This window comes from Streptomyces sp. A0642 (genome assembly GCF_004795105.1).
In the GTDB taxonomy this organism is placed as follows: domain Bacteria; phylum Actinomycetota; class Actinomycetes; order Streptomycetales; family Streptomycetaceae; genus Streptomyces.
Genome location: NZ_SSBL01000029.1, coordinates 1 through 24,338 on the forward strand (window position 1 = coordinate 1; position 24,338 = coordinate 24,338).

At 73.3% G+C, this 24,338-nt stretch carries 19 protein-coding genes; 14 read left to right on the plus strand and 5 right to left on the minus strand.

All coding sequences use genetic code 11. The annotated features are described in order from the left end of the window. Positions 1 to 13 precede the first annotated feature (13 nt). Complete coding sequence (locus E6R60_RS31275; protein WP_136330079.1) at positions 14 to 271, minus strand: hypothetical protein; 258 nt, start codon at positions 269 to 271, stop codon at positions 14 to 16. 128 nt (positions 272 to 399) lie between these two features. Here E6R60_RS31275 and E6R60_RS31280 point away from each other — a divergent pair, with 128 nt between their 5' ends. The 4 genes from E6R60_RS31280 to E6R60_RS31295 all read left to right on the plus strand — a co-directional run bounded on the left by E6R60_RS31280 (position 400) and on the right by E6R60_RS31295 (position 5,734). After that, on the plus strand, positions 400 to 1,602 hold the full coding sequence (locus E6R60_RS31280) for a bifunctional adenosylcobinamide kinase/adenosylcobinamide-phosphate guanylyltransferase (protein ID WP_136330080.1): 1,203 nt from the start codon (positions 400 to 402) through the stop codon (positions 1,600 to 1,602). Between the two features lie 327 nt (positions 1,603 to 1,929). After that, on the plus strand, positions 1,930 to 3,054 hold the full coding sequence (gene cobT, locus E6R60_RS31285; protein WP_136330081.1) for a nicotinate-nucleotide--dimethylbenzimidazole phosphoribosyltransferase: 1,125 nt from the start codon (positions 1,930 to 1,932) through the stop codon (positions 3,052 to 3,054). 89 nt (positions 3,055 to 3,143) lie between these two features. Further along, positions 3,144 to 5,021: a phosphatidylglycerol lysyltransferase domain-containing protein gene (locus tag E6R60_RS31290; RefSeq protein WP_240802756.1), complete on the plus strand. Its 1,878-nt coding sequence runs from the start codon at positions 3,144 to 3,146 to the stop codon at positions 5,019 to 5,021. Beyond that, complete coding sequence (locus E6R60_RS31295) at positions 5,018 to 5,734, plus strand: hypothetical protein (protein ID WP_136330082.1); 717 nt, start codon at positions 5,018 to 5,020, stop codon at positions 5,732 to 5,734. Before E6R60_RS31290 ends, E6R60_RS31295 begins: the two co-directional genes overlap by 4 nt. On the opposite strand, the gene E6R60_RS31300 is transcribed toward E6R60_RS31295, so the two are convergent. Next, positions 5,677 to 6,438, minus strand: coding sequence for a hypothetical protein (locus E6R60_RS31300; protein WP_136330083.1), 762 nt, complete (start codon positions 6,436 to 6,438; stop codon positions 5,677 to 5,679). The two genes, E6R60_RS31295 and E6R60_RS31300, sit on opposite strands and share 58 nt — an antisense overlap. A gap of 88 nt (positions 6,439 to 6,526) precedes the next feature. Between E6R60_RS31300 and E6R60_RS31305 the strand changes: the two genes are divergently transcribed. Beyond that, positions 6,527 to 7,306: an adenosylcobinamide-GDP ribazoletransferase gene (locus tag E6R60_RS31305; RefSeq protein WP_136330084.1), complete on the plus strand. Its 780-nt coding sequence runs from the start codon at positions 6,527 to 6,529 to the stop codon at positions 7,304 to 7,306. A 22-nt stretch (positions 7,307 to 7,328) separates the two neighbouring features. Here E6R60_RS31305 and E6R60_RS31310 read toward each other — a convergent pair whose 3' ends face one another. Continuing rightward, complete coding sequence (locus E6R60_RS31310; protein ID WP_136330085.1) at positions 7,329 to 8,186, minus strand: endo alpha-1,4 polygalactosaminidase; 858 nt, start codon at positions 8,184 to 8,186, stop codon at positions 7,329 to 7,331. Positions 8,187 to 8,436: 250 nt separating this feature from the next. On the opposite strand from E6R60_RS31310, the gene E6R60_RS31315 reads away from it, so the two are divergent. The 7 genes from E6R60_RS31315 to E6R60_RS31345 all read left to right on the plus strand — a co-directional run bounded on the left by E6R60_RS31315 (position 8,437) and on the right by E6R60_RS31345 (position 19,457). After that, positions 8,437 to 9,990 (plus strand): leucyl aminopeptidase, encoded by a 1,554-nt coding sequence (locus E6R60_RS31315; RefSeq protein ID WP_136330086.1) that lies wholly within the window; start codon positions 8,437 to 8,439, stop codon positions 9,988 to 9,990. A 327-nt stretch (positions 9,991 to 10,317) separates the two neighbouring features. After that, positions 10,318 to 11,706, plus strand: coding sequence for a dihydrolipoyl dehydrogenase (gene lpdA, locus E6R60_RS31320; RefSeq protein ID WP_136330087.1), 1,389 nt, complete (start codon positions 10,318 to 10,320; stop codon positions 11,704 to 11,706). A gap of 60 nt (positions 11,707 to 11,766) precedes the next feature. After that, on the plus strand, positions 11,767 to 13,449 hold the full coding sequence (gene sucB, locus E6R60_RS31325) for a 2-oxoglutarate dehydrogenase, E2 component, dihydrolipoamide succinyltransferase (protein ID WP_136330088.1): 1,683 nt from the start codon (positions 11,767 to 11,769) through the stop codon (positions 13,447 to 13,449). 148 nt (positions 13,450 to 13,597) lie between these two features. Continuing rightward, the gene (locus E6R60_RS31330; protein WP_136330089.1) at positions 13,598 to 14,221 is read left to right on the plus strand and encodes a GntR family transcriptional regulator; all 624 of its coding nucleotides are present in this window, start codon (positions 13,598 to 13,600) and stop codon (positions 14,219 to 14,221) included. Between the two features lie 531 nt (positions 14,222 to 14,752). Continuing rightward, positions 14,753 to 17,422 (plus strand): pyruvate dehydrogenase (acetyl-transferring), homodimeric type, encoded by a 2,670-nt coding sequence (aceE, locus tag E6R60_RS31335; protein ID WP_136330090.1) that lies wholly within the window; start codon positions 14,753 to 14,755, stop codon positions 17,420 to 17,422. 475 nt (positions 17,423 to 17,897) lie between these two features. Then, positions 17,898 to 18,875: a YafY family protein gene (locus tag E6R60_RS31340; RefSeq protein WP_136330091.1), complete on the plus strand. Its 978-nt coding sequence runs from the start codon at positions 17,898 to 17,900 to the stop codon at positions 18,873 to 18,875. A gap of 60 nt (positions 18,876 to 18,935) precedes the next feature. Next, the gene (locus tag E6R60_RS31345; RefSeq protein WP_136330092.1) at positions 18,936 to 19,457 is read left to right on the plus strand and encodes a DUF4240 domain-containing protein; all 522 of its coding nucleotides are present in this window, start codon (positions 18,936 to 18,938) and stop codon (positions 19,455 to 19,457) included. Positions 19,458 to 19,472: 15 nt separating this feature from the next. On the opposite strand, the gene E6R60_RS31350 is transcribed toward E6R60_RS31345, so the two are convergent. Continuing rightward, positions 19,473 to 20,000 carry a GNAT family N-acetyltransferase gene (locus E6R60_RS31350; RefSeq protein ID WP_136330093.1) on the minus strand — a complete coding sequence of 176 codons (528 nt, stop codon included), beginning with the start codon at positions 19,998 to 20,000 and terminating at the stop codon, positions 19,473 to 19,475. A 52-nt stretch (positions 20,001 to 20,052) separates the two neighbouring features. Here E6R60_RS31350 and E6R60_RS31355 point away from each other — a divergent pair, with 52 nt between their 5' ends. After that, complete coding sequence (locus E6R60_RS31355) at positions 20,053 to 20,952, plus strand: TIGR01777 family oxidoreductase (protein WP_136330094.1); 900 nt, start codon at positions 20,053 to 20,055, stop codon at positions 20,950 to 20,952. A gap of 189 nt (positions 20,953 to 21,141) precedes the next feature. Beyond that, on the plus strand, positions 21,142 to 22,515 hold the full coding sequence (locus E6R60_RS31360) for an NAD(P)/FAD-dependent oxidoreductase (protein ID WP_136330095.1): 1,374 nt from the start codon (positions 21,142 to 21,144) through the stop codon (positions 22,513 to 22,515). A 9-nt stretch (positions 22,516 to 22,524) separates the two neighbouring features. On the opposite strand, the gene E6R60_RS31365 is transcribed toward E6R60_RS31360, so the two are convergent. Beyond that, a complete protein-coding gene (locus E6R60_RS31365; protein WP_136330096.1) occupies positions 22,525 to 24,198 on the minus strand; it encodes a regulator in 1,674 nt (557 codons plus the stop codon). Between the last annotated feature and the right edge of the window lie 140 nt (positions 24,199 to 24,338).

The window sequence follows — 24,338 nt, forward strand, 5'->3', positions numbered from 1 at the left end:
CCGGCCGTCCTGGTCAGCTCGGTTCGGAGCCCGGCTCGGCGCTCGGTTCGGCGTCCGGCTCGGCGCTCTGTTCGGCCTGGAGGCTCATCGGGCCGTAGATCTTCGTCGTGTCGTCGAAGAGCGTCACCTGGTCCGCCCCGCCCTCGAGGAGTTCCTTCCAGTACTCACCGATCCAGGACTCCGCGTCGCCCTGCGTCGTGAATTCCTCCGGCTGCAGGGCCGGCTCCGTCTCCGTACCGTCGGACTTTTCGAACCGCCACGTCCACGCCATGTCCGCCTCCTGGGTCACTTTGTTCCGTCCCGCAGCCTAGTGCTTACGACCAGCGCGGGAAGGGGCCCTGACACCACCGGTGACCCCCACGTCGCGCACCCGGTGCGGGGACGCGGGAGGATCGGAGCGTGGAACTGACTCTGCTCGGCACCGGAGCCCCCGACGGGCTGCCGCGGCCCGACTGTCCTTGTGCCGCCTGCGCCACCGCCCGCGGGGCGTGGGCCCGGGCCGCGACGGCCCTGCTGATCGACGACGCGCTCCTGCTCGATCTGACCCCCGGAGCGGTGTTCGCCGCCGCCCGTGCGGGGCATTCGCTCACCGGCGTACGGCAGGTGCTCCTCACCCATCCCCACGACGGCCCCGCGGTCGAACTGCCCGCCGGACTGCCCCCGGCGGGCCGGGTGCCGGACGGACAGGTGCTGACGCTGATCAGCGGACACCGGGTGCGTGCCGTGCCGATGGACGCGCCCGGCACGGGGTACGAGGTCACGTCGCCGGTCGGCGAGCGGCTGCTGTACCTGCCGCCGGGCGGCGCGCCGGCCGGTCTCGCCGACCGGATGGCGGAGCCGTACGACATGGTGGTCGCGGATGTCGTGGGGCGGCCCGACGCGGTGGCCCGGCTGCGGGCCGTCGAGGCGGTCGGGCCGGCCACCGAGGTGATCGCGGTCCATCTGGACCATGACGCGCCGCCCGGCCCCGAACTCGACCGCCGGCTGGCGGCGGGCGGGGCCCGTGCCGTACCCGACGGGACGACGCTGACCGTCGGCGGCTATCACGCCGAGCCGTTCCTCCCCCGGCGCACGCTGGTCACCGGCGGCGCCCGGTCCGGGAAGTCGGTCGAGGCCGAACGGCGGCTGGAGACGTACCCCGAGGTCGTGTACGTGGCGACCGGCGGCGGCCGGGCGGGCGATGCGGAGTGGGCCGCCAGGATCGGGGTGCACCGGGAGCGCAGACCGGCGGCCTGGCGCACCGAGGAGACCTGCGAGCTGGTGGAACTGCTGGAGGCGGACGGACCGCCGCTGCTGATCGACTGCCTGTCGCTCTGGCTGACGGACGCGATGGACCGGGTGGACGCCTGGGACGACGCGGCCTGGGCGGGCGGCGGCGAGCGCGCGCTGCGGGAGCGGACGGCCGAGCTCGTCGCCGCGGTGCGCGGGACGCGCCGCACGATGGTCGCGGTGACCAACGAGACCGGTTCCGGCGTGGTGCCGGCGACCGCCGCGGGGCGGCGGTTCCGGGACGAGCTGGGCCGGCTGAACGCCGCCTTCGCCGACGAGTGCGAGCAGGTGCTGCTGGTGGTGGCCGGGCAGGCGCTGACGCTGCGCGGCTGAGGGCCGGCGGCCCGTCGGCGGGTGGCCCGAGGGAGGCGGAAGGGGGCCGGTGGCGGGCGGCGGACCGGAGGCGCCCGCGGCCACCCGGCGCGCTCGGCGGACCGCACCACGCACCGAGGCGGGCCGGAAATCGCGGCAGGTACTGTTCAGCGGTACGAGGCTTTCCGGTCGCAGGCCACCCGGCCGCCTCCGAGACCGACCGTCACCCGGGGGTGGAAGAAGGTGCGTACCCAGCCCCGTGACGCCGCCCCCCAGGTGACGGTCGGTGTGAGCCCGCCGCCGGGCTCCCCGGTCCCCATCACGTATCGACCCGCGAGGCAGACCCCCGTGAATCTGGACGACTTCTCCGACCTGATCGAACGCCCCGACGGGGGTGTACGGCGAGACGCCGAGGAACGCCGGGAGCGGTTCAGCGTGCCGCCGGGCGCGCTCGGCCGCCTCGACGAGCTGGGCGAATGGCTCTCGGCGGCCCAGCAGGCGGTGCCGGTCAGGCCGGTCGAGCAGGCCCGTGTGGTGCTGTTCGCCGGTGATCACGGGGTGGCGGAGCTGGGCGTCTCCGGCCGTGCGGCCGGCAGTGCGCACGAGCTGGTGCGCGCCACGCTGGACGGCTCGACGCCGCTCGCCGTGCTGGCGCGCCGGTTCGCCGTACCGGTGCGGATCGTCGACGCCGGTCTGGACTGCGAGCCGGAGCTGTTGCCGGAAGCGGTCGTGCGGACCCGGGTGCGGCGCGGCAGCGGCCGGATCGACGTCGAGGACGCCATGACGGTCGAGGAGGCCCGGGAGGCGGTGCGCCTCGGCATGGCGATCGCCGACGAGGAGGCCGACTCGGGTACCGACCTGGTGGTGCTCGGTGATCTGAGCGTCGGCGGTACGACGGCGGCGGCCACCCTGATCGCGGCGCTCTGCGGCACCGACGCCTCGGTGGTCACGGGGCGCGGCGGTGCGGGCATCGACGACCTGGCCTGGATGCGCAAGTGCGCGGCGATCCGTGACGCGCTGCGCCGGGCCCGGCCGGTGCTGGGCGACCAGGTGGAGCTGCTGGCCACGGTGGGCGGTGCGGACCTCGCGGCGATGACCGGCTTCCTGCTGCAGTGCGCGGTGCGCCGGCTCCCGGTGATCCTGGACGGTGTGGTCTCCGCGGCGTGTGCGCTGGTCGGTCAGCGGGCCGCGTTCCGGGCGCCGGACTGGTGGCTGGCGGGCCAGCTGAGCGGTGAACCGGCGCAGGCGAAGGCGCTGGACCGGATGGCGCTCAACCCGCTGCTGGACCACGGCGTCATCGTCGGTGAGGGAAGCGGGGCGCTGCTCGCGCTTCCGTTCGTGCAGGCCGCGGCGGCGCTGGCGGCGGAGCTGCCCGAACGCGCACCGGAGACCGACGAGGACGACACGCAGGACGACGGCGAGGAGGCATCCGCCGACGGAGAGGCCGGCCAGGGCGACCCGGCCGGGGAGTGACGAGCGGCAGCTGACCCCTGCGGCCGTCCGGACACCGGCCGCAGCGCGGCCCCTTTCATGCAGCGCGATGCCCCATATGATCGCTTTTCATGGGAGAGGTCCGATTGGCCAGCGAGGAATCCGGGCGGAGTGCCGCCCGGCCGCAGAACAACGACCGGCCGCGGAGCGACGGGCGGGTACGGAGCACGGGGCGGGTGCGGAGCGGCGAACGGCCGCGGAGCACCGACCGCTCGCGCCACAGCGCGGCCTTCGCGATCTGGTACCTGCGCGTCGTGTCGTTCATCAATTTCCTGAGCGCCGTCTGGGTCACCTTCGGCCAGGACCTCCGCCGCCACAACACCGAGAACTACTTCACGCCCTACCTGCTCACCGCGGGCTTCTCCTCCGGAGTCGTCGCCCTGTTCCTCGCGGTCACGATGCGGCGGCGCAAACGGGCCGCGTGGATCGTCAACCTGGTGCTGAGCGGGCTCACGCTGCTGCTCTTCGCGGCCGTGATCGGCTTCCCCGAGATCCGCCGGTACCCGCAGAACTGGATCTCGCTCGGGCTGACCGCGGCCTTCGTGCTCGCGCTCGTCCTCGGGCGGCGCGAGTTCTACGCGAAGGGCGACCGGTCCAACCCGAAGCTCGCCGCGCTGGTGGCGGTCGGCGGGCTGCTGGCCACCTCGCTGATCGCCGCCGGCCTGGTCACGCTCACCAACACCGCGCACGACGAGCACCGTTCGACGTTCCTGGACCGCTGGCGCTACGGCGCGCTGCGGCTGGTCTCCGTCGCCGCCGACGACGCCCGGTTCCCGGGCATCACGACGCCGGGGTGGGTGAACGTCGTCATCAACATCCTCTCCACCCTGCTGCTCATCGCCGTCGTGTACGCGGCTTTCCGGGCCCGGCGCGCGGTCGACCGGATCACTCCGGGGGACGAGGCGTCCCTGCGGGCCCTGCTCGACAAGCACGGCGAGCGGGACTCGCTCGGCTACTTCGCGCTGCGCCGCGAGAAGAGCGTCGTCTGGTCGCCGACCGGGAAGGCCGCCGTCGCCTACCGGGTGGTCGGCGGCGTCTCACTGGCCTCCGGCGACCCGATCGGCGACCCCGAGGCCTGGCCCGGGGCGATCGAGCCCTGGCTGGCCGAGGCCCGCGAGCACGGCTGGATCCCGGCGGCGATGGGGGTCAGCGAGGAGGGCGGCACGGTCTACGCCCGCCACGGCCTCGACGCCCTTGAGCTGGGGGACGAGGCGATCGTGGAGACCGCCGAGTTCACCCTGGAGGGGCGGGCGATGCGGACGGTCCGCCAGGCCTACAACCGGGTCAAGCGGGCCGGTTACGAGGTGAGGATCCGCCGGCACGCCGAGATCCCCGAGACCGAGATGGCCGAACTGGTGCGCCGGGCCGACGACTGGCGCGACGGCGCGACCGAACGCGGCTTCTCGATGGCGCTGGGCAGGCTCGGCGATCCGGCCGACGGGCAGTGCGTAATGCTCGAATGCCGTGACGCCGCTCCCGCCGCGGACGGCGGGGCCGGTGAACTGCGCGCCGTACTGAGCTTCGTCCCCTGGGGTCCGCACGGCCTGTCGCTCGACCTGATGCGCCGTGACCGGGACGCGGAGAACGGCCTGATGGAGTTCATGGTCATCGAACTCCTGCAACGGGCCGGGGAGATCGGCGTCACCCAGGTGTCGCTGAACTTCGCCATGTTCCGCTCCGTCTTCGAGCGCGGATCCCGGCTCGGCGCGGGGCCGGTGCTGAGGCTGTGGCGTTCCCTGCTCAGCTTCTTCTCCCGGTGGTGGCAGATCGAGTCGCTCTACCGGGCCAACGCCAAGTACCGGCCGATCTGGGAGCCGCGCTACCTGCTCTTCGAGAAGAGCGCGGACCTGCCCCGCATCGGCATCGCCGCCGGCCGCGCCGAGGGGTTCCTGGAGGCGCCCGGGCTGCCCAAGTGGCTGCACCGCGCGAGGCTCGGACCGCGTGGATGAACCCGTCGCGTTCAATCGGCCGGGCGGCCCGCCGGGAGTGGGGTCCGTTGTGGACGACCGTACGCGCCGCGCTCGCCGCCGAGCGGCTGCGGGCCGTCCCGATGACCCTGGCGGCGGTCGGTCTGACGGCGGTGCTCCACCTGGTGCAGAACACCTCCTGGGGCTACGGGCCGGTGCAGGCGCTCGGCGCGGTGCGGGCCGAGGATCCGCTCCTGCCGGCCCTGCTGCGCACCCCCCTGTCCCTCTTCGTTCCGGCGCTCGACCTGCCGGTGTGGGGCGCCCTGGCGCAGGTGCTGCTGGTGTTCGGGATCGCCGAGATCTGCCTGGGCCGGCGGCGGACGCTGCTGATCGCGTACGTCGCGACGCTCGCCGGGACGCTGTACGCGCGGATCGGCGTCGCCGTGGGCCCCGGGGGGTTCCTGGGCCTGCCGGGCTCCGACGCCCGGATCGTCGACACCGGCCCCTCGGCCGCGGTGGTCGCCCTCGCGGTCTGCGTCTGCTGGGCCTACCGGGCCCGGTTCACCGGCGGGCTGGTGGTCGTGGCGATGGCGGCGGAGGTCGCGGTGAAGGGGAACCTGGCGGGCAAGGAACACCTGGCGGCCATCGCGGCGGCGCTCGTGCTGTGCACGGTCCCCGCCCTGTGCCGCCGGCGCGGTCAGGGTTTGGACGAGGGCGCCGGGAGCCGGTCGGGCGCACCGCCGATCAAGTCCTGAAACCTGCGGCGCGGTCCGGCCCAGCGGACGTCGTGGTGGTAGGCGCGCAGCACCGAGCGGGCCCTGGCCCGGTGCCGGTTGCGGTAGAACCGCTTGGCCCACATCGAGGCCGGCCGGGCCAGCCGGACGGCCCCGATCAGGGCGACGAACGGGACCAGGGCGCCGACCACCGCCATCCGCACCTTGCCCTTGAACAGGGCGATCAGCACGAAGCAGAAGTTGACGACGAGGGTGAGGACGAGGCCGAGCCGGCCCTGCTCCTGATCGTCGCTCAGGTCGTCCACGCCGAGCGGCGAGAAGCCGCCGAGCAGGAGCAGGACCAGGGCGGCGGTCAGGACGACGACCTCCACGCTCTGTCTGCCCTGCTCCGTCCAGTACACGTCGTCCATGTGCAGGATCAGGGCGAACTCGTCAAGCACCAGCCCCGCACCGATGCCGAAGACGACCGCACAGGCGCCGGCCGCGAAGCCGTGGTTGCCACTGGCCACCGCCCCGAACCCGCCGATCACGCTCAGCACCACGCCCGGCACCACATGATGGACATGGACCCCGCCCGGCGTGATGTTGCCGAACGGCCCCTTGCCCGCCCGGATCATCCGGGTGATGACCCGCGTGATGGCGAAGGTCAGCACGAAGGCGGCCAGCGACAGGAGCAGGGGCAGCTTCCCCGGCTCGATGACGTTCCGATCGAACCAGTGACCCATCCCACCCACTCCCGATACGTCGCTTCCGACCCGGTTTCCGCCGTTCCGCACAATCTAGCGGCCGCGCCCACCGGTTAGCCTGCGCGCCGTGACCTCCCTGAACAGCCACGGCCTGCGTTTCGCCTTCGGCACCCTCACCGTGCTCCCCGTCCGCGTCACCCGCTGGGACCGCGGGACCGCCCGGGCCGGGATGCTGTGCGCCCCGCTGGCCGGCCTCGTCGTGGGGGTGCTCGCGGCGGTGCCCGGCACCCTGTTGCTGCTGCTGGGCGCGGGGCCGCTGCTCGCCGCGGTCGCCTCCGCCGCACTGCCCGCGGCCCTCACCCGGGGGCTGCACCTGGACGGTCTCGCGGACACGGCGGACGGCCTGGGCAGCGGCAAGCCGGCCGCCGAGGCGCTGCGGATCATGAAGCAGTCGGACATTGGGCCGTTCGGTGTGATCACCCTGCTGTTCGTCCTGCTCGCCCAGGTGGCGGTCCTTCAGCAGCTGTACGCCCAGGGCTGGGCGCAGGGCGCGGTGGCGGCCGTCGCGTCCGCCGTCGTCGCCCGGCTCACCCTCACGCTGGCCTCCCGCCGAGGTGTCCCGGCGGCCCGCCCGGAGGGACTGGGGGCCGCGGTCGCGGGCACCGTCCCGGCCGTCGGCGCGGGGGCGGCCGCGGCGCTGACGGTGGCGGTGTGCGCGGGCGCCGGGGCCCTGCTCGGCGGGTACGGGGCGGTGCGCTACGCCCTCGCCGCCGTGGCCGCGCTCGCGGTGGCCCAGGTGCTGCTGCGGCACTGCGTACGGCGCTTCGGCGGGGTGACCGGCGATGTGTTCGGCGCGCTGGCGGAGACGGCGGCGACGGTGACGCTGGTGGGTCTGGCCCTCGGCTGAGGCCGGCCGTCCGGCCCCTCCGTCAGCTCCCGCCCGCCGGGCACGGCTCCCGCCAGACTCCGAGCTCGTACTTCTTGAGCAGCGAGCTCAGCCGCAGCTTCCGGGACTGCGGGCAGAACCGTGCCACGGGCAGCTCGTACTCCACGTGGAAGACGGCCTTGCCCGCCTCGATGAACGGGGAGAGCTCCTCGCACTCCTCGTACTGGGCGCACTGTTCGTTCACCGCGAAGTCGAAGTCGCCGACGAGTCCGGGAATCTGCGGGAGGTCGTTCTTCAGGCCGACGGCGAGGTGGTGTCGGTGGGCGACGCGCGCGATGAGGCGGTTGTAGCGCAGCTGGTCGGCGGCGGTCAGCGGGAAGCCGCTCGGGTTGCGGTAGCCGTCCATGTTGTCGGGCTCGACCGCGTCGAAGCCCTTCTTCGCGCACATGGAGATCCGGCGCTCCATCAGCGGCTCCAGGACGTCGGTGCGCCGGATGTCGAGCCAGCGCTCCCCCTTCCAGCCGTTGCCCCTGCCGAGGACCGCGGCGGGGAACTCCGCCGCGTCCGGACGGAATTCCTCCCAGGCGCCCGTGGACAGGTAGCAGATGACCTTGCGCCCCTTGCGGTGCAGCTCCGCCACCTGAGCCGCGTCGCGGTCGAAGCCGTCGATGTCGTACACCGGGGCGTCCACCGTCGTGTCCAGCGGCCCGGAGAGCTGCCACTGCCAGGCGGTGCCCGGCTCCGGCTGCCAGCGCGCCTGGGCGGACCGCCCGGAGGGGGCGGGCGACGGGGCGGCCCCGGGCGCCGAGGTGCAGCCGGCCAGCATCATCCACAGAATCAGTACGGTGACGGGCAGCGCCGCCGGCCGGCCGCTCATCCGGGCGGCCATCCGGTCGTCCATCGCTCTCCCCAGGGTCCGCCGACGCCGTTGCGCAGGCCGTCCGTTCCACCGGAAAAGATCATCCCGGCGTGACAACGGTACGACTGCCGCGGAGCGCTGTCGGCCCGCCGCCGTAATCGGGCAGCAAAGGCGCGCGTAGGCTCATTCCCGGCACATCGCGGCGGCGTCTACGATGCGCCGGGCACGGTCGGCCACCCCCTCGACCAACACAGGCCGGAACAGAACTCAACGGAAGCGAGATTTCACCACCGTGACTGCTCTCACTCTCAGCACTGCCGGTGCGGCGACGCTGCGCGCCGACGCGCTCGTCGTCGGCGTCGCCAAGGCCGCCGGCTCCAAGTCCGGGGACCTGGTCCTCGCGCCTGGCGCCGAGGCCGTGGACAAGGCGTTCGGCGGAAAGCTCGCCGCCGTCCTGGCGACCCTGGGCGCCTCCGGTGCCGAGGGCGAGCTCACCAAGCTCCCCGCGCCCGACGGCCTGAAGGTCCCGGTCGTCATCGCGGCCGGGCTCGGCCCGGTCCCGGAGAAGGACGGCGCGTACGACGCCGAGGCGCTGCGCCGGGCCGCGGGCGCGGCCGCCCGCGCGCTCGCCGGATCGAAGAAGGCCGGCTTCGCCCTGCCCGTCGGTTCCGTCGAGGACGCCGAGGCCATCGCGGAGGGCGCCCTGCTGGGCGCGTACGCCTTCACCGCCTACCAGGCCGGCGAGAACAAGCTGGCCCCCAAGGGCGCCAAGCCCAACGGTGCGAAGCTGCCGCTCGCCGAGGTCGCCCTCCTCGGCGCCAAGCCGCGCGACAAGGCCTTCAAGGCCGCCGCCGAGCGCGCCCTCGCGCTGGCCGAGGAGATCAACCGCGCCCGCGACCTGGTCAACACCCCGCCCAACGACCTGTACCCCGAGTCCTTCGCCGCCGTGGCCACCGCCGCCGGCAAGGAGCACGGCATCAAGGTGCAGGTCCTCGACGAGAAGGCGCTCGTCAAGGGCGGCTTCGGCGGTCTGCTCGGCGTCGGCCAGGGCGCGGCCCGCGGCCCGCGCCTGGTGAAGCTGGCGTACACGCACCCGAAGGCGGAGAAGACCCTGGCCCTCGTGGGCAAGGGCATCACCTACGACTCGGGCGGCATCTCGCTGAAGCCGGCCGGCCACAACGAGACGATGAAGTGCGACATGGCCGGCGCCGCCGCCGTGTTCGCGACCGTCGTCGCGGCCGCCCGTCTGGGCCTGCGGGTCAACGTCACCGGCTGGCTGGCGCTCGCGGAGAACATGCCGTCGGGCACCGCCACCCGCCCGGGTGACGTGCTGCGCATGTACAGCGGCAAGACCGTCGAGGTCCTCAACACGGACGCCGAGGGCCGGCTCGTCCTCGCCGACGCGCTGACCCGCGCCTCCGAGGAGAACCCGGACGCGATCGTCGACGTGGCGACCCTGACCGGCGCGATGGTGCTGGCGCTGGGCAACCGCACCTTCGGCATCATGGCGAACGACGACGCCTTCCGTACCTCGATCCACGAGATCGCCGAAGAGGTCGGCGAGGCCTCCTGGCCGATGCCGCTCCCGGCCGACCTGCGCAAGGGCATGGACTCCCCGACCGCCGACATCGCCAACATGGGCGAGCGGATGGGCGGCGGCCTGGTGGCGGGTCTGTTCCTGCAGGAGTTCGTGGGCGAGGGCATCGCCTGGGCGCACCTGGACATCGCCGGGCCGGCCTTCCACGAGGGCGCCCCGTACGGCTACACGCCGAAGGGCGGCACCGGATCGGCGGTCCGCACCCTGGTGAAGCTGGCGGAGCGCACCGCGGCCGGCGACCTCGGCTGAGGTCACCGCTGTCGTACGGCCCCGGGCATACGTCCGGGGCCGTACGTGTTGCCTCCACGGCACCGCGGCAGGGGCCGGGCGGGTTTCGCTCTCGACGAAATCCGTACGTCTCTACGCAGCGGTAACCCCCTGGGACGGACGATCATCCGTCCCAGACACGGGCCCCGCGTCCCGCCCGCCGTCGACAAGTGCGAAGATGGGTTCTCGGCAGGACAGGGCCCCCACCACAGGGCCGAATGACAAAAGCGGCCGCACACCAGCCGACCGGCCGGTCACACCCCGATGACGGGGCCCCGGCGTACGGCGCACATGCATGGAGGACGTGACGTGGCGAACGACGCCAGCACCGTTTTCGACCTAGTGATCCTCGGCGGTGGTAGCGGCGGTTATGCCGCGGCCCTGCGCGGAGCGCAGCTGGGCCTGGACGTCGCTCTGATCGAGAAGGGCAAGGTCGGCGGCACCTGCCTGCACAACGGCTGTATCCCCACGAAGGCCCTGCTGCACGCCGGTGAGATCGCGGACCAGGCGCGCGAGGCCGACCAGTTCGGCGTCAAGGCCACCTTCGAGGGCATCGACATGGCGGCCGTCCACAAGTACAAGGACGACGTGATCTCGGGCCTGTACAAGGGTCTCCAGGGTCTCATCGCCTCCCGCAAGGTGCACTACATCGAGGGTGAGGGACGTCTCTCCTCCGCCACCTCGGTGGATGTGAACGGCCAGCGCATCCAGGGCCGCCACGTGCTCCTGGCGACCGGCTCCGTACCGAAGTCGCTCCCGGGCCTGGAGATCGACGGCAACCGCGTCATCTCCTCGGACCACGCGCTGAAGCTGGACCGCGTGCCCAAGTCGGCGATCGTGCTGGGCGGCGGCGTCATCGGCGTCGAGTTCGCCTCCGCGTGGAAGTCCTTCGGCACCGACGTCACCATCGTCGAGGGCCTGAAGCACCTCGTCCCGGTCGAGGACGAGAACAGCTCGAAGCTTCTTGAGCGCGCTTTCCGCAAGCGCGGCATCAAGTTCAACCTCGGCACCTTCTTCCAGGGTGTCGAGTACACCCAGGACGGCGTCCGGGTGACCCTCGCCGACGGCAAGACCTTCGAGGCGGAGCTGCTCCTCGTCGCGATCGGCCGCGGCCCGGTCTCCCAGGGCCTCGGTTACGAGGAGGCGGGCGTCGCGATGGACCGCGGCTACGTCCTCGTCGACGAGTACATGCAGACCAACGTTCCGACGATCTCGGCCGTGGGCGACCTGGTCCCGACCCTTCAGCTGGCGCACGTCGGCTTCGCCGAGGGCATCCTCGTGGCGGAGCGCCTGGCCGGCATGAAGACCGTCCCGATCGACTACGACGGTGTCCCGAAGGTGACGTACTGCCACCCCGAGGTCGCCTCCGTCGGGATCACCGAGGCCAAGGCCAAGGAGCTCTACGGCGCGGACAAGGTCGTCGCGCTGAAGTACAACCTCGCGGGCAACGGCAAGAGCAAGATCCTCAAGACCGCGGGCGAGATCAAGCTCGTCCAGGTCAAGGACGGTGCCGTGGTCGGCGTCCACATGGTGGGTGACCGTATGGGCGAGCAGGTCGGCGAAGCCCAGCTGATCTACAACTGGGAGGCGCTGCCGGCCGAGGTCGCGCAGCTCATCCACGCCCACCCGACGCAGAACGAGGCGATGGGCGAGGCCCACCTGGCCCTCGCCGGCAAGCCGCTGCACTCCCACGACTGATCAGTCGACCGGGCGCGACGACCGACCACTTCCGCATTTTCGTTAGGAGCAACTGAAACCATGTCGGTTTCCGTAACCCTGCCGGCGCTCGGCGAGAGCGTCACCGAGGGCACTGTCACCCGCTGGCTGAAGGCCGAGGGCGAGCGCGTCGAGGCCGACGAGCCGCTGCTGGAGGTGTCGACCGACAAGGTCGACACCGAGATCCCGGCTCCCGCCTCGGGCATTCTGGCCTCCATCAAGGTCGCCGAGGACGAGACCGTCGAGGTCGGCGCCGAGCTGGCCGTCATCGACGACGGCACCGGCGCTCCGGCGGCCGAGGCCGCTCCGGCCGCCGAACCCGCCGCCGAGCCCGCGGCGGTGCCCGCCCCGGCCGCCGCCGAGGCGCCGACCGCCCCGTCGACCGAGACCGCGGCTCCGGCCGAGGCCCCGACCGCCGAGGCCACGACCGGCGCTTCCTCGGCCTCCGGCACCGACGTCACCCTTCCGGCGCTCGGCGAGAGCGTCACCGAGGGCACCGTCACCCGCTGGCTGAAGGAGGTCGGCGAGGAGGTCACGGAGGACGAGCCCCTCCTCGAGGTCTCCACGGACAAGGTCGACACCGAGATCCCGGCCCCGGTCTCCGGCGTGCTGCTGGAGATCGTCGTCGGCGAGGACGAGACCGCGGAGGTCGGCGCGAAGCTGGCCGTCATCGGTGCTCCCGGCGCCGCTCCGGCCGCCGCCGCTCCGGCCCCGGCTGCTCCGGCGCCCGCGCCCGCCGCTCCTGCTCCGGTCACTCCGGCCCCGGCCGCTCCGGCCGCGACCTCCGGTGACGACGGCGCGTACGTCACGCCGCTGGTCCGCAAGCTCGCCTCCGAGAACGGCGTCGACCTGGGCGCGGTCAAGGGCACCGGCGTCGGTGGCCGTATCCGCAAGCAGGACGTCGTCGCCGCCGCGGAGGCCGCCAAGGCCGCCGCCGCCGCTCCGGCTCCGGCCCCGGCCGCCGCCCCGGCGGCGAAGGCCGCGCCGAAGCTCGAGGTGTCCCCGCTGCGCGGTCAGACCGTCAAGATGACCCGCATGCGCAAGGTCATCGGCGACAACATGATGAAGGCGCTGCACTCGCAGGCCCAGCTGACCTCTGTCGTCGAGGTCGACGTCACCAAGCTGATGAAGCTGCGCAACAAGGCGAAGGACGCGTTCGCGGCCCGTGAGGGCGTCAAGCTCTCCCCGATGCCGTTCTACGTGAAGGCCGCCGCCCAGGCACTGAAGGCCCACCCGGTCATCAACGCCCGGATCAACGAGGACGAAGGCACGATCACGTACTTCGACTCGGAGAACATCGGCATCGCCGTGGACGCCGAGAAGGGCCTGATGACCCCGGTCATCAAGGGCGCGGGCGACCTCAACCTCGCCGGCATCTCGAAGAAGACCGCCGAGCTGGCCGGCAAGGCCCGCGGTGGCGGCCTGACGCCGGACGACATGTCCGGCGCCACCTTCACCATCAGCAACACCGGCTCGCGCGGTGCGCTGTTCGACACCGTCATCGTGCCGCCGAACCAGGCAGCCATCCTGGGCATCGGCGCCACCGTCAAGCGTCCGGCAGTCATCGAGACCGCCGAGGGCACCGTCATCGGCGTCCGCGACATGACGTACCTCTCGCTCTCCTACGACCACCGTCTGGTGGACGGCGCGGACGCCGCCCGCTACCTGACCGCGGTCAAGGCGATCCTGGAGGCCGGTGAGTTCGAGGTCGAGCTCGGCCTCTGAGCACCACGGCTGTAACCAGCCTCACCAGCGGCGCCCCCGTCCGGAACACTCCCGGGCGGGGGCGCCGCCGTATTGTCTAGACACCACCGGTCGCCTCCGGCAGCCGTGTTGGTGCAGGCAGCACCGGTTTGCCCCGAAGGAGCCCCTCATGACCCCGCCCGTCGTCCACTCGCTGCGCGAACAGATCCGCGAGCACATCGTGGACGGGATCGTCAGCGGGCGCTGGAAGCCGGGCGAGCGGATCGTGGAGCGGCGCATCGCCACCGAGCTGGAGGTCAGCCAGACCCCCGTGCGCGAGGCGCTGCGCGAGCTGGAGACGCTCCGGCTCATCGAGTCGGCGCCCAACAAGGGCGTCCGGGTCCGGAACCTCACCGCTGCCGATCTCGAGGAGAGCTACCCGGTACGGGCCGGCCTGGAGCAGATCGCCGCCGAGCTGGCCGCCCCCGGACTCGGCGAGGACTGCTCGCTGCTCGCCCCCCACGTGGCGGCGCTGTACGAGGCGGACCGGCTGGCCGACGGCGAGGCGCAGGTGCGCCACACGGTCGGTTTCCACCGGGAGATGGTCCGTGCGGCCGGCAACGCGGTCCTGCTGCACACGTGGGAGGGGCTGGGCATCGAGGTGTTCACCGCGCTCTCGATCCGCTGGCTGGGCACGGTGCAGAAGTCGTACGCCGAGGAGCACGAAGCGCTCATCGAGGCGTTCCTGAGGAAGGACCCGGACATCGGGGTGCTGGTCAAGGCCCATGTGCTCGGCTGCGCGCCACGCGCCTGAGGCCGGTGCGCCGGGGGCGGTGACCGCACGGCGGGCCGGACCCCGGAGCAGCACCGCCCCGCCCCACCCCGGGCACCGCGCCGACCCACACCGGGCACAGGGCCGGCCTGCGCCGGGCACAGGGCCGACCTGCCCCTGACGCAGCGCCGTGGCGGAGCCGGGCGCAATGCCATGCCGGAGCCGTCCGGAGCCGGGCACAGTGCCGTGCCCCCAGCCGTGCCGTAGCCGGGCGCAGTGCCGTGGCTGGGGCCGACGCGCCTGAGGCGGCCGTGCCTCGCGGTGCGCATGTGTCATGCAGGGCGCTCGCTTGTGCAGCTGAGCGCCCCTTTTCCCCCGTTTAATCCCGTCACTCCGTGCCCCGTTTCGCGGCACCCCATGCCACTTTCTTCATATCGAGAAGTTTTGCCTTTCATCCTTTGATCGATCATCGATCGGAGCCTTACAGTTCACTCCGCGGGCCCACCGGCCCCATCGCCCTGTCCTGCCAGTCAGGGACTTCTCCACCCCCCTCCTCACCGGAAGGCGGCGATCATGACCGACCCCGTAGGAAAGCTTCCGAGCGAGCTCGACCAGCTCCCGGACCGCGACCCGGAGGAGACCGCTGAATGGGCGGCCTCCCTGGATGCCGTCACCAAGGCCGCGGGCCCGCACCGTGCCGCGTATCTGATGCGCCGCTCGCTCCAGCACGCCGAGGGCGCCGGTCTCGCGCTGCCCAAACTGCTGGAGACCGACTACGTCAACTCCATCCCCACCGCCGCGGAGCCCGACTTCGACGGCGACCTGGAGATGGAGTCCCGGATCACCGCGTGGAACCGCTGGAACGCGGCCGCGATGGTCACCCGTGGCTCCCGCTTCGGCGTCGGCGGCCACATAGCCACCTTCGCCTCGGCGGCCTGGCTGTACGAGACCGGCTTCAACCACTTCTTCCGCGGCAAGGAGGGGGACGGCTCCGGCGACCAGCTCTACATCCAGGGCCATGCCTCCCCCGGCATCTACGCCCGCGCCTTCCTCGACGGCCGGCTCAGCGAGCAGCAGCTCGACAACTTCCGCCAGGAGGCGGGCGGCGAGGGCCTCCCCTCCTACCCGCACCCGCGCCGGCTGCCCTGGCTGTGGGAGTTCCCCACCGTGTCGATGGGCCTCGGCCCGCTCTCGGCGATCTACCAGGCGCGCTTCAACCGCTACCTGACCAACCGCAGCATCAAGGACACGTCGAACTCGCACGTCTGGGCCTTCCTCGGCGACGGCGAGATGGACGAGCCCGAGTCGACCGCCGCCCTCGCCCTCGCGGCGCGCGAGCAGCTCGACAACCTGACCTTCGTCATCAACTGCAACCTGCAGCGCCTCGACGGCCCGGTACGCGCCAACTTCCGCGTCGTGCAGGAGCTGGAGGGCGCCTTCCGCGGCGCCGGCTGGAACGTCATCAAGACGCTCTGGGGCAACGCCTGGGACGAGCTGTTCCAGCTCGACACCACGGGCGCGCTGGTCCGCCGGCTCCGCGAGGTCCCGGACGCGCAGTTCCAGACGTACGCCACCCGCGACGTCGCCTACATCCGTGAGCACTTCTTCGGTGCCGAGCCCGCGCTCGCCGAGCTGGCGAAGCTGCTCACGGACGCGAAGATCGCCGAGTGCTTCTACACCTCCCGCGGCGGCCACGAGGCCCGCAAGGTGTACGCCGCCTACCGCGCCGCCGTCGAACACAAGGGCGCGCCGACCGTGATCCTCGCCCAGACGGTGAAGGGTTACACGCTCGGCAAGGGCTTCGAGTCCAAGAACGCCAACCACCAGATGAAGAAGCTGTCGACCGACGAGTTCAAGAGCATGCGCGAGCTGCTCGGACTCCCGATCCCGGACAGCGCCTTCGCCGACGGCCTGGTGCCTTACGGCCACCCGGGCGCCGACTCCCCGGAGGTCCGCTACCTCCAGGAGCGCCGCGCCGCCCTCGGCGGTCCGGCCCCGGCCCGCCGGGTGCACGCGGTGGCGCTGCCCGAGCCCGAGGAGCGCGCGTTCGCCGCGCTCAAGAAGGGCTCCGGCAAGCAGGAGATGGCCACCACCATGGCCTTCGTCCGCCTGGTCAAGGACCTGATGCGGGACAAGCAGACCGGAAAGCGCTGGGTGCCGATCGTCCCGGACGAGGCCCGTACCTTCGGTATGGAGTCGCTGTTCCCCTCGGCCGGCATCTACTCGCCGCTGGGTCAGACGTACGAGCCGGTCGACCGCGACCAGCTGATGTACTACAAGGAGGCCAAGGACGGCCAGATCCTCAACGAGGGGATCACCGAGGCCGGGGCCATGGCCGATTTCATCGCCGCCTCCACGTCCTACGCGACGCACGGCGAGACGATGATCCCCTTCTACATCTTCTACTCGATGTTCGGCTGGCAGCGGACCGGCGACCAGATGTGGCAGCTCGCCGACCAGCTCGGCAAGGGCTTCATCGTCGGCGCCACCGCCGGCCGGACCACCCTGACGGGCGAGGGCCTCCAGCACGCGGACGGCCACTCGCACCTGATCGCGTCCACGAACCCGGCGTCGCTCAACTACGACCCGGCGTTCGCCTACGAGATCGCGGTCATCGTCAAGGACGGTCTGCGGCGGATGTACGGCCCCGAGGCCGAGAACGTCTTCTACTACCTGACGGTCTACAACGAGCCGAAGCAGCAGCCCGCGATGCCGGAGGGTGTCGAGGAGGGCATCCGCAAGGGCCTCTACCGCTTCAAGGAGGGCACGCCGGCGAAGGCGGACGCGCCGCGCGTCCAGCTGCTGGCCTCCGGCACGGCGATCCACTGGGCCCTGGAGGCCCAGCAGCTGCTGGCCGCGGACTGGGGTGTCACGGCCGACGTCTGGTCCGCCACCTCGTGGGGCGAGCTGCGCCGGGACGCGCTGGAGTGCGACGAGGCGCTGCTCCGCGGTGAGCTGCGGGTGCCGTACGTGACCCAGGCGCTGGAAGGCGCACCGGGTCCGGTCCTCGCGGTCAGCGACTGGATGCGCGCGGTCCCGGACCAGATCAGCCAGTGGGTGCCGCAGGACTGGTCCTCGCTCGGTACGGACGGCTTCGGCCTCTCCGACACCCGTGAGGCGGCCCGCCGCCACTTCGGCGTCGACGCGCAGTCGGTCACGGTCGCGGCCCTGGCCCAGCTGGCCCGCCGCGGCGAGGTGCCGGCGTCGGCCGTCAAGGAGGCCCGCGAGCGGTACGGGCTCTGACGGCCCGGAGGACGGGGCGCGGGCGTCTGCCCCACGCCCCGTCCTCCGCGCGTCTGCCCCGCGCCCGTCCCGTCCTCCGCGCGTCTGCCCCGCGCCGGCAGAGGCCTTTCGTCCTCCATCGCCGGACGGGCTGATGTGCATGCCCGAGCACTGTGACGGGCGGCCGACGCGGCTGCCTGCCCCTCAGCCCCCGCCCGGAGGACCAGCGGTCTGCCCGGCCCAGGCACCGGCTCTGTCCTCCATCGCCGGACGGGCTTGATGTGCCGGTCCGAGCGCTGTCATGGGCGGCTGCTTGCCGGCAGCCGGTCCGGGCTCAGTGATTCCCGGCCCGGTGCGGGCCCACTGTTCAAGCCCGGCCAGGCGTGCGATTCAAGCCCGTCCGGCGATCGAGGACATCTTTTGAGCCGGCCGGCGTTTGGGGCCACACCCCGGCCGGCCAGGCCCGGGGCGCGGCGACCGCGGCCACAATGGCCGCATGCGTGCTGCCCGGCTCATCAGAATGGTGCTGCTCCTGCAGTCCCGCCCCGCCATGACCGCCGCCGAGCTCGCCCGGGAGCTGGAGGTGTCCGAGCGGACCGTCGCCCGGGACGCCCAGGCGCTGTCCGAAGCCGGGGTCCCCGTGTACGCGGAGCGGGGGCGGGCCGGTGGGTACCGGCTCGTCGGCGGGTACCGCACCGGGCTGACCGGGCTCGCCCGTGACGAGGCCGAGGCCCTCTTCCTCTCCGGGCTGCCCTCGGCCCTGCGCGAGATGGGCCTGGAGGACGCCGCCTCCGCCGCCCGGCTGAAGGTGTCGGCCGCCCTCCTCCCCTCCCTCCGGAACGCCTCCGCCAGCGCTTCCCGGCGCTTCCACCTGGACGCGCCCGGCTGGTACCAGGAACCCGCCACCCCCGCCCTCCTGCCGGCCGTGGCCGAGGCGGTGTGGGACGACCGCACGGTCCGCGCCCGCTACCGTCGGGCCGGCCAGGACGCCGAGGTGGAGCGCGAGCTGGCCCCGTACGGTCTCGTGCTGAAGGCCGGGGTCTGGTACCTCTGTGCGCGCGCGGAGGAGGACTTCCGGGTGTACCGGATCGACCGCTTCACGGCGGTGACCGTGTCGGAGACCCGGTTCGCCCGGGACGAGGGCTTCGACCTGCCCGCCTTCTGGGACGAGCGCGCGGCCCAGTTCGCCCGGTCGATCCTGCGGACCGAGGTGACGCTGCGGCTCTCGGAAACGGCCGTGCGCCGGCTGCCGCACTCCGTGGACCGCGTCGCCGCCCGGGACGCCCTGGAGGCCGCCGGCCCGGCCGGCCCCGACGGGTGGACCACGGTCACCCTGCCGGTGGAGTCCCTGGACGTCGCATACGGTCAGCTGCTCGGTCTGGGACCGGAGTTGGAGGTCCTCGCGCCGGCCGCCCTGCGGGACAGGTTCGCGGCGGCCGCCCAAGCGCTGCACGCGCTCTATGTGAGGCCGTAAGGCTTCATTTCGGTGTCTCCGCGTGCATCGCCCGCTGCCAGGGCAGATGCTGGAGCGGTGATGGACGAGACGGAATTCTGGGAGCTCATCGACCGTACCCGCGAGGCCGCCGACGGCGACCCCGAGGACCATGCCGACCTGCTCGTCGAACGGCTGGTGCAGCTCGATCCCGATTCCGTGCTGGACTTCGCCCGGCACTTCGAGGCCCGCTACAACCGCGCCTACCGCTGGGACCTGTGGGGCGCCGCGAGCGTGCTGCTCGGCGGGGCGAGCGACGACGCCTTCGACTACTTCCGCTGCTGGCTGATCGGCCAGGGCCGGGAGATCTTCGAAGGCGCGGTGCACGATCCGGACGGCCTGGCCGAACTCCTCGACGACTTCGACGAGGAGCTCGACGGAGACGCCGAGGAGCTGGGTTACGCGGCCGACGAGGCGTACGAGCAGCTCACCGGCGTCGTCGCCCCGGATCTCGGGCTGCCGCCCCAGGCCGCCGAGCCGGAGGGCACCCCGTTGGACCTGGAGGACGACGCCGCACTCGCCGCGCGGCTGCCCGCCTTGTGGGAGCGGTTCGGCGCCGAGTGAGGGGCGGCCGCCCGGTCACGGGCCGAGCGGCCGGCCCATCAGCACGTCGTCCACGTAACGCCCGCCCAGGAAGAACTCACCGGGCAGCACCCCCTCGACGGTGAACCCCTCCGACTCGTACAGCGCACGGGCGGGCGCGTTGTGGCCCAGCACCCGCAGGGTGATCCGGTTCGCCCCCTGACCGCGTGCCGCCGTGCACGCCGCGCGGATCAGCGTGCGGCCCAGGCCGCGGCCCCGCGCCCAGGCGGCCACGGCGAGGCCCTGTATCTGCCGGACGTGCGCGTTGCAGGCGAGCGGGGTGGGCGGCACGATGCGGATGTAACCGGCGATGACCGTCTCGCCCGCCGGGTTCACCGCCTCGGCCACCAGGATGTCCTGCGGCCGGTGCCGGTCGTCGAAGAACGGCTTGTAGGGCGGCTGCGGACGCGGCATCACCTCGTGCAGCGTCGACCAGGTGCTCCGGTCGAGCTCCGCGAGGGCGGCGTCGTCGTCGAGGGCGGCAGGTCGGACGGACGGGGCGGGTGGAGTGAAGGACTCGGCCATGGGCGTCACTGTGCCACGCCCCTGGGGCGGCCCATGGGGCAGGATGGGACCCATGCCGCACTCCCGTATCGCCCTCACCGGATCGACCGGACTCATCGGAGCGGCGCTGGTGCGCTCGCTGCGGGCCGACGGGCACGAGGTGGTCCGGCTGACCCGGCGCCCGGCGCGGACCGGCGACGAGGTGGAGTGGGACCCCAAGCGGGGTTATGTGGACGTGGCCGGTCTGGTGGGCTGCGACGCCGTCGTCCATCTCGCCGGGGCGGGCGTCGGCGACCACCGCTGGACCGAGGCGTACAAGCGGGAGATCCGGGAGAGCCGGGTGCTCGGCACGGCCGCGATCGCCGAGGCCGTCGCCTCGCTGGACGTACCGCCGAAGGTGCTGCTGTCCGGGTCCGCGATCGGCTTCTACGGTGACACCGGGGACCGCGCGGTCGACGAGGGCGCGCCGCCCGGTGACGGTTTCCTGCCCTCGGTGTGCGTGGAGTGGGAGGAGGCCACGGCCGCCGCGGAGGAGGCCGGTGTACGGACCGTGCACGCGCGCACCGGACTGGTCGTCGCCCGTGAGGGGGGCGCCTGGGGCCGCCTCTTCCCGCTGTTCCGCGCGGGGCTCGGCGGCCGGCTCGGAAATGGCCGGCAGTACTGGAGCTTCATCGCGCTGCACGACGAGATCGCGGCGCTGCGGCACATCCTGGACACCCCGGAGCTGTCCGGGCCGGTGAATCTGACCGGGCCGGACCCGGTCACCAACGGCGAGGTGACGGCGGCGATGGGCCGGGTGCTGCGCCGGCCCACCCTGTTCACCGCGCCCGCGCCGGCGCTGCGGATCGCCCTGGGCGACTTCGCCGAGGACGTGCTCGGCAGTCAGCGGGTGCTGCCCGGCCGGCTGCTGGACTCGGGGTTCGCCTTCGCCTTCCCCGGAATCGACGCCGCCATCCGGGCCGCACTGCGCTGACGCGCGCCCCATTACCGTCCCCGGTCGCCCCGTTCGGACGGGCGTGCGACCCCGTGCACCGGTGCCCCGGTCCGCGCGCGACTGCGCGGAATCCCGCCACCCTCCTAGCCTCGTGCCGAACTCGCGCATTCCGGGGGCCGGTAGAGGGCAAGAGCCTCCCACCAGTTGCGCCGACTCGGGGAGGGGCACGTGCTCAGCACGGCACACCACGCGGACGTCGTCATCATCGGGGCCGGGATCGCCGGCCTGTCAGCGGCCCACCGACTGATCAGTGCGGGAGTGAGCGTCAGCGTCCTGGAGGCCGGCCCCCGGGTCGGCGGCCGGATGATGACGGACGAGGTGGACGGGTTCCTGCTCGACCACCTCGGACCGCTTCTCAACACCTCGTACCCGGAGCTGTCCACGACGCCCGGACTCGACGGACTCGTCCTGCGGAACTTCGATCCCGGCGTCCTCGTCCACAGCGAGGGACGCCGCTACCGGACGGGGGAGACACGCCGGCACCGGACCGGTGAGATACGCGGCCGCAGGGGCTCGCGCAGCGCACGGGGCGCATTCAAGGCGGCGCGCGCCCTCGCGAGCGCCCCCCGCGCGCCCCTGGCCGGAAACCTCACCGGGACCATGGGCGGGGCGATCGAGCAGGCCCGGCTCGGCGTGGCCCTGGCCCGACTCGCCGCCACCCCCCGCGACCGCGTCCTGGCCCGGCCCGAACGGGCGGCGCTCGACGCCCTGTCGGGCCGCGGCCTGTCCGCCCGGACACTCAACGGATTCGTGCGTCCCCTGCTCACGGCGCTGCTCAGCGACCCGGCGCTCGCCACGTCGAGCCGGTGCGCCGACCTCGCGCTGCGCGACTACGCGAGCGGCAGGCTCTGCGTACCGTCGGGTGGTTCGGCGACGCTGCCCGAACTGCTCGCGGCCGCGCTGCCCCCGGGCACCGTGAGAACCGGCGTGCACGTCACGGCGGCGGACATCACCTCGGTGCGCACCAAGGAACACGGCGAACTGGGCTGCCGCTCCCTGCTCCTGGCGACCGGCGCGAGCGCAGCGGCCGAACTGCTGCCCGGTCTGCGCGTGCCGCCCTTCCACCCGGTGACGGTGCTCCACCACACCGCCCCCGCTCCCCCGCCGGCCGGCGCCTCCCTGCTGCTGGACGCCGACCACTCGGGCCCGGTCGCGCACACCGCGGTGATGAGCGAGGTCGATCCGGCCCGCGCCCCGGACGGCCGGGTCCTGATCAGCTCGACGGTGCTCGGCGCCCGGCCGCCCGATCTGGACCGCACGGTCCGCGCGCACCTCGCGGCGCTCTACGGGACGCCCACCGACGATTGGGAGCTGCTGGCCGCCCATCACGACCCGGAGGCGGTGCCCGCGATGCCGCCCCCGCACGATCCGCGGCGCCCGGTGCGGCTGCTCGCGGGGCTGTACGTGTGCGGCGACCACCGCGACACCGGCTCGGTGCAGGGAGCCCTGTCCTCCGGCCGTCGCGCGGCCGGGGCGATCCTCACCGACCTGGGCGTACGGGCACCGTCCGGGAAGACCGCGGTGCTCCCGGAGGCGGCCTGAGGCCCCGCGTCACCCCAGGGCGGCCACCCGCTCGCGGTAGCCGCGGACCGCGGCGGCGTCCCGGAAGGGTTCGAGGCGCCGCTCGAAGTCCCGTACGTACTCCGTGGCGCGCACCGACCGCATCTCGGCGGCCTGTTGCGCGGCCTCGGCGCCCAGGCGGCAGGCCTGGTCGAGTTCACCGAGCCCGAGGCGGGCGGAGGCGAGGACCACCCGGCAGAACAGCCGGCTGCGGACGTAGGCCGGGGCCCGCAGCTGGAGCGAGCGCTCCGCGTGCTGGGCGGCGGCCCGGTGCTGCTGGAGGTCGCGGTGGCAGTGGGCGAACTCGTCGGCGAGCTGGGCCTCGTCGAAGTAGCGCGCCCAGTGGGGCACCTCGTCGCCGGGGCGGGTGGACTCCAGCGCGTGTTCGGCGCGCGCCAGCGAGGCCGCGCATGCCTTGGACTCTCCGAGGACGCCGTGTCCGCGTGCCTCGACCGCGTGCAGCAGGGCCAGGACGGCGTGGGGCGCCGAGGAGCCGACACCCTGCTGGGCCACCCGCGCCAGTTGCACCGCCTCCCGGCCGTGCCCGAGGTAGACCGCCTGCCGGCTCATGGTGATCAGGACGAAGCTGCCGTAGGCCCGGTCGCCGGCGGCCTGCGCCAGCCGCAGCGCCTGGACGAAGTAGCGCTGGGCGAGCCCGTGGGCCGCGATGTCGTACGACGTCCAGCCGGCGAGGCGGGTCAGATCGGCGGCGGCGGCGAAGAGCCGCCGCCCGGTGGCCTCCCCGTACGTCCCCCGGAGCATCGGCTCCGTCTCGTGTTCCAGGTACCGGACGAGGGCCTGCCGGGCATGGCCGCCGCCGTAGGCGTTGTCCAGGGTGCGGAAGAGTTCGGCGACCGAGCGCAGGGCGGCGACGTCGCCGCTGCCGACCTTCTGCCCGGAGCCCCGTTCCGACTGGCGCTGCCGGGGGAAGCCGGGGGCGGCCGGTGAGCCGCCCGGCGCGTGCGGTCCGGCGGGCCGGGACGGCGTGGGGCCGCGCAGGCCGTGGCGGGTGCCCGCCCCGGGAGCGCCGCCCTGCTCGGGCACGAGCGCGCCGCCGGGTCCGGGAGGTCCGCCGCCGTGCTGCCCGTTCGCCGCGCCGCCGTACGTCCCGGGGGCCGCGGGCGCGGTACGCGGCCCGGCGTGTGCCGGGACGGTCCCGTGCATCCGGCCGGCCGGCCCGGGCCCGCCTGCGGCCGGGGCGGCCTCGCCGGCCCGGCCCACCCACTCGTCGGCCCGTCCGATCAGCCAGTCCCGGCTGGGGACGACCAGGCCCGCCGGGGTGAAGGCGATCTTCCGCAGCTCCGCATGGCTGCCGGAGTCCTTGCGCCACAGTCCGCTGACGATGTCGACCGCCTCGGCGGGCGTGGCCGCGAACTCGAGCCCGGCGTAGACGGGCGCGCAGGCGTCCAGGCCGAGGTCCTGCGTGGAGAGCCGGCGGCCGAGCCTCCTGGTGAAGACCTCGGCGATCAGCGCGGGTGTGGTGCCCCGCGGCTGCTGGCCGCGCAGCCAGCGGGTCACGGAGGTCTTGTCGTACCGCAGGTCGAGGCCGTGCTCGAGACCGAGCTGGTCCACGCGGCGGGCGAGGCCGGCGTGGGAGAACCCGGCTTCGGCGATGAGCGACGCGAGTCGGCGGTTGGGGGTGCGCTGCGGAGGTCGTTCCGACATCAGCTGTACGGTCTCCTGCCTTCGGGGCCGGGCGGGCAGCCCTGAGGGCCTGCTCTGACGATTCCCCGCGCGGTCGTGGTGGGCGGGGGAACGGCGCGAATTTAGCCGCCTCCGGCGCAGCCCCGGCCACTCTCGCTTCA

Excerpts from the sequence above, each read along its gene's own strand:
- E6R60_RS31275 (WP_136330079.1), bottom strand. The coding sequence starts at position 271 with ATGGCGTGGACGTGGCGGTTCGAAAAGTCCGACGGTACGGAGACGGAG.
- E6R60_RS31290 (WP_240802756.1), top strand. The coding sequence starts at position 3,144 with ATGGGAGAGGTCCGATTGGCCAGCGAGGAATCCGGGCGGAGTGCCGCC.
- E6R60_RS31295 (WP_136330082.1), top strand. The coding sequence starts at position 5,018 with ATGAACCCGTCGCGTTCAATCGGCCGGGCGGCCCGCCGGGAGTGGGGT.
- E6R60_RS31300 (WP_136330083.1), bottom strand. The coding sequence starts at position 6,438 with ATGGGTCACTGGTTCGATCGGAACGTCATCGAGCCGGGGAAGCTGCCC.
- E6R60_RS31310 (WP_136330085.1), bottom strand. The coding sequence starts at position 8,186 with ATGGACGACCGGATGGCCGCCCGGATGAGCGGCCGGCCGGCGGCGCTG.
- sucB (WP_136330088.1), top strand. The coding sequence starts at position 11,767 with ATGTCGGTTTCCGTAACCCTGCCGGCGCTCGGCGAGAGCGTCACCGAG.
- E6R60_RS31330 (WP_136330089.1), top strand. The coding sequence starts at position 13,598 with ATGACCCCGCCCGTCGTCCACTCGCTGCGCGAACAGATCCGCGAGCAC.
- aceE (WP_136330090.1), top strand. The coding sequence starts at position 14,753 with ATGACCGACCCCGTAGGAAAGCTTCCGAGCGAGCTCGACCAGCTCCCG.
- E6R60_RS31340 (WP_136330091.1), top strand. The coding sequence starts at position 17,898 with ATGCGTGCTGCCCGGCTCATCAGAATGGTGCTGCTCCTGCAGTCCCGC.
- E6R60_RS31345 (WP_136330092.1), top strand. The coding sequence starts at position 18,936 with ATGGACGAGACGGAATTCTGGGAGCTCATCGACCGTACCCGCGAGGCC.
- E6R60_RS31350 (WP_136330093.1), bottom strand. The coding sequence starts at position 20,000 with ATGGCCGAGTCCTTCACTCCACCCGCCCCGTCCGTCCGACCTGCCGCC.
- E6R60_RS31355 (WP_136330094.1), top strand. The coding sequence starts at position 20,053 with ATGCCGCACTCCCGTATCGCCCTCACCGGATCGACCGGACTCATCGGA.
- E6R60_RS31365 (WP_136330096.1), bottom strand. The coding sequence starts at position 24,198 with ATGTCGGAACGACCTCCGCAGCGCACCCCCAACCGCCGACTCGCGTCG.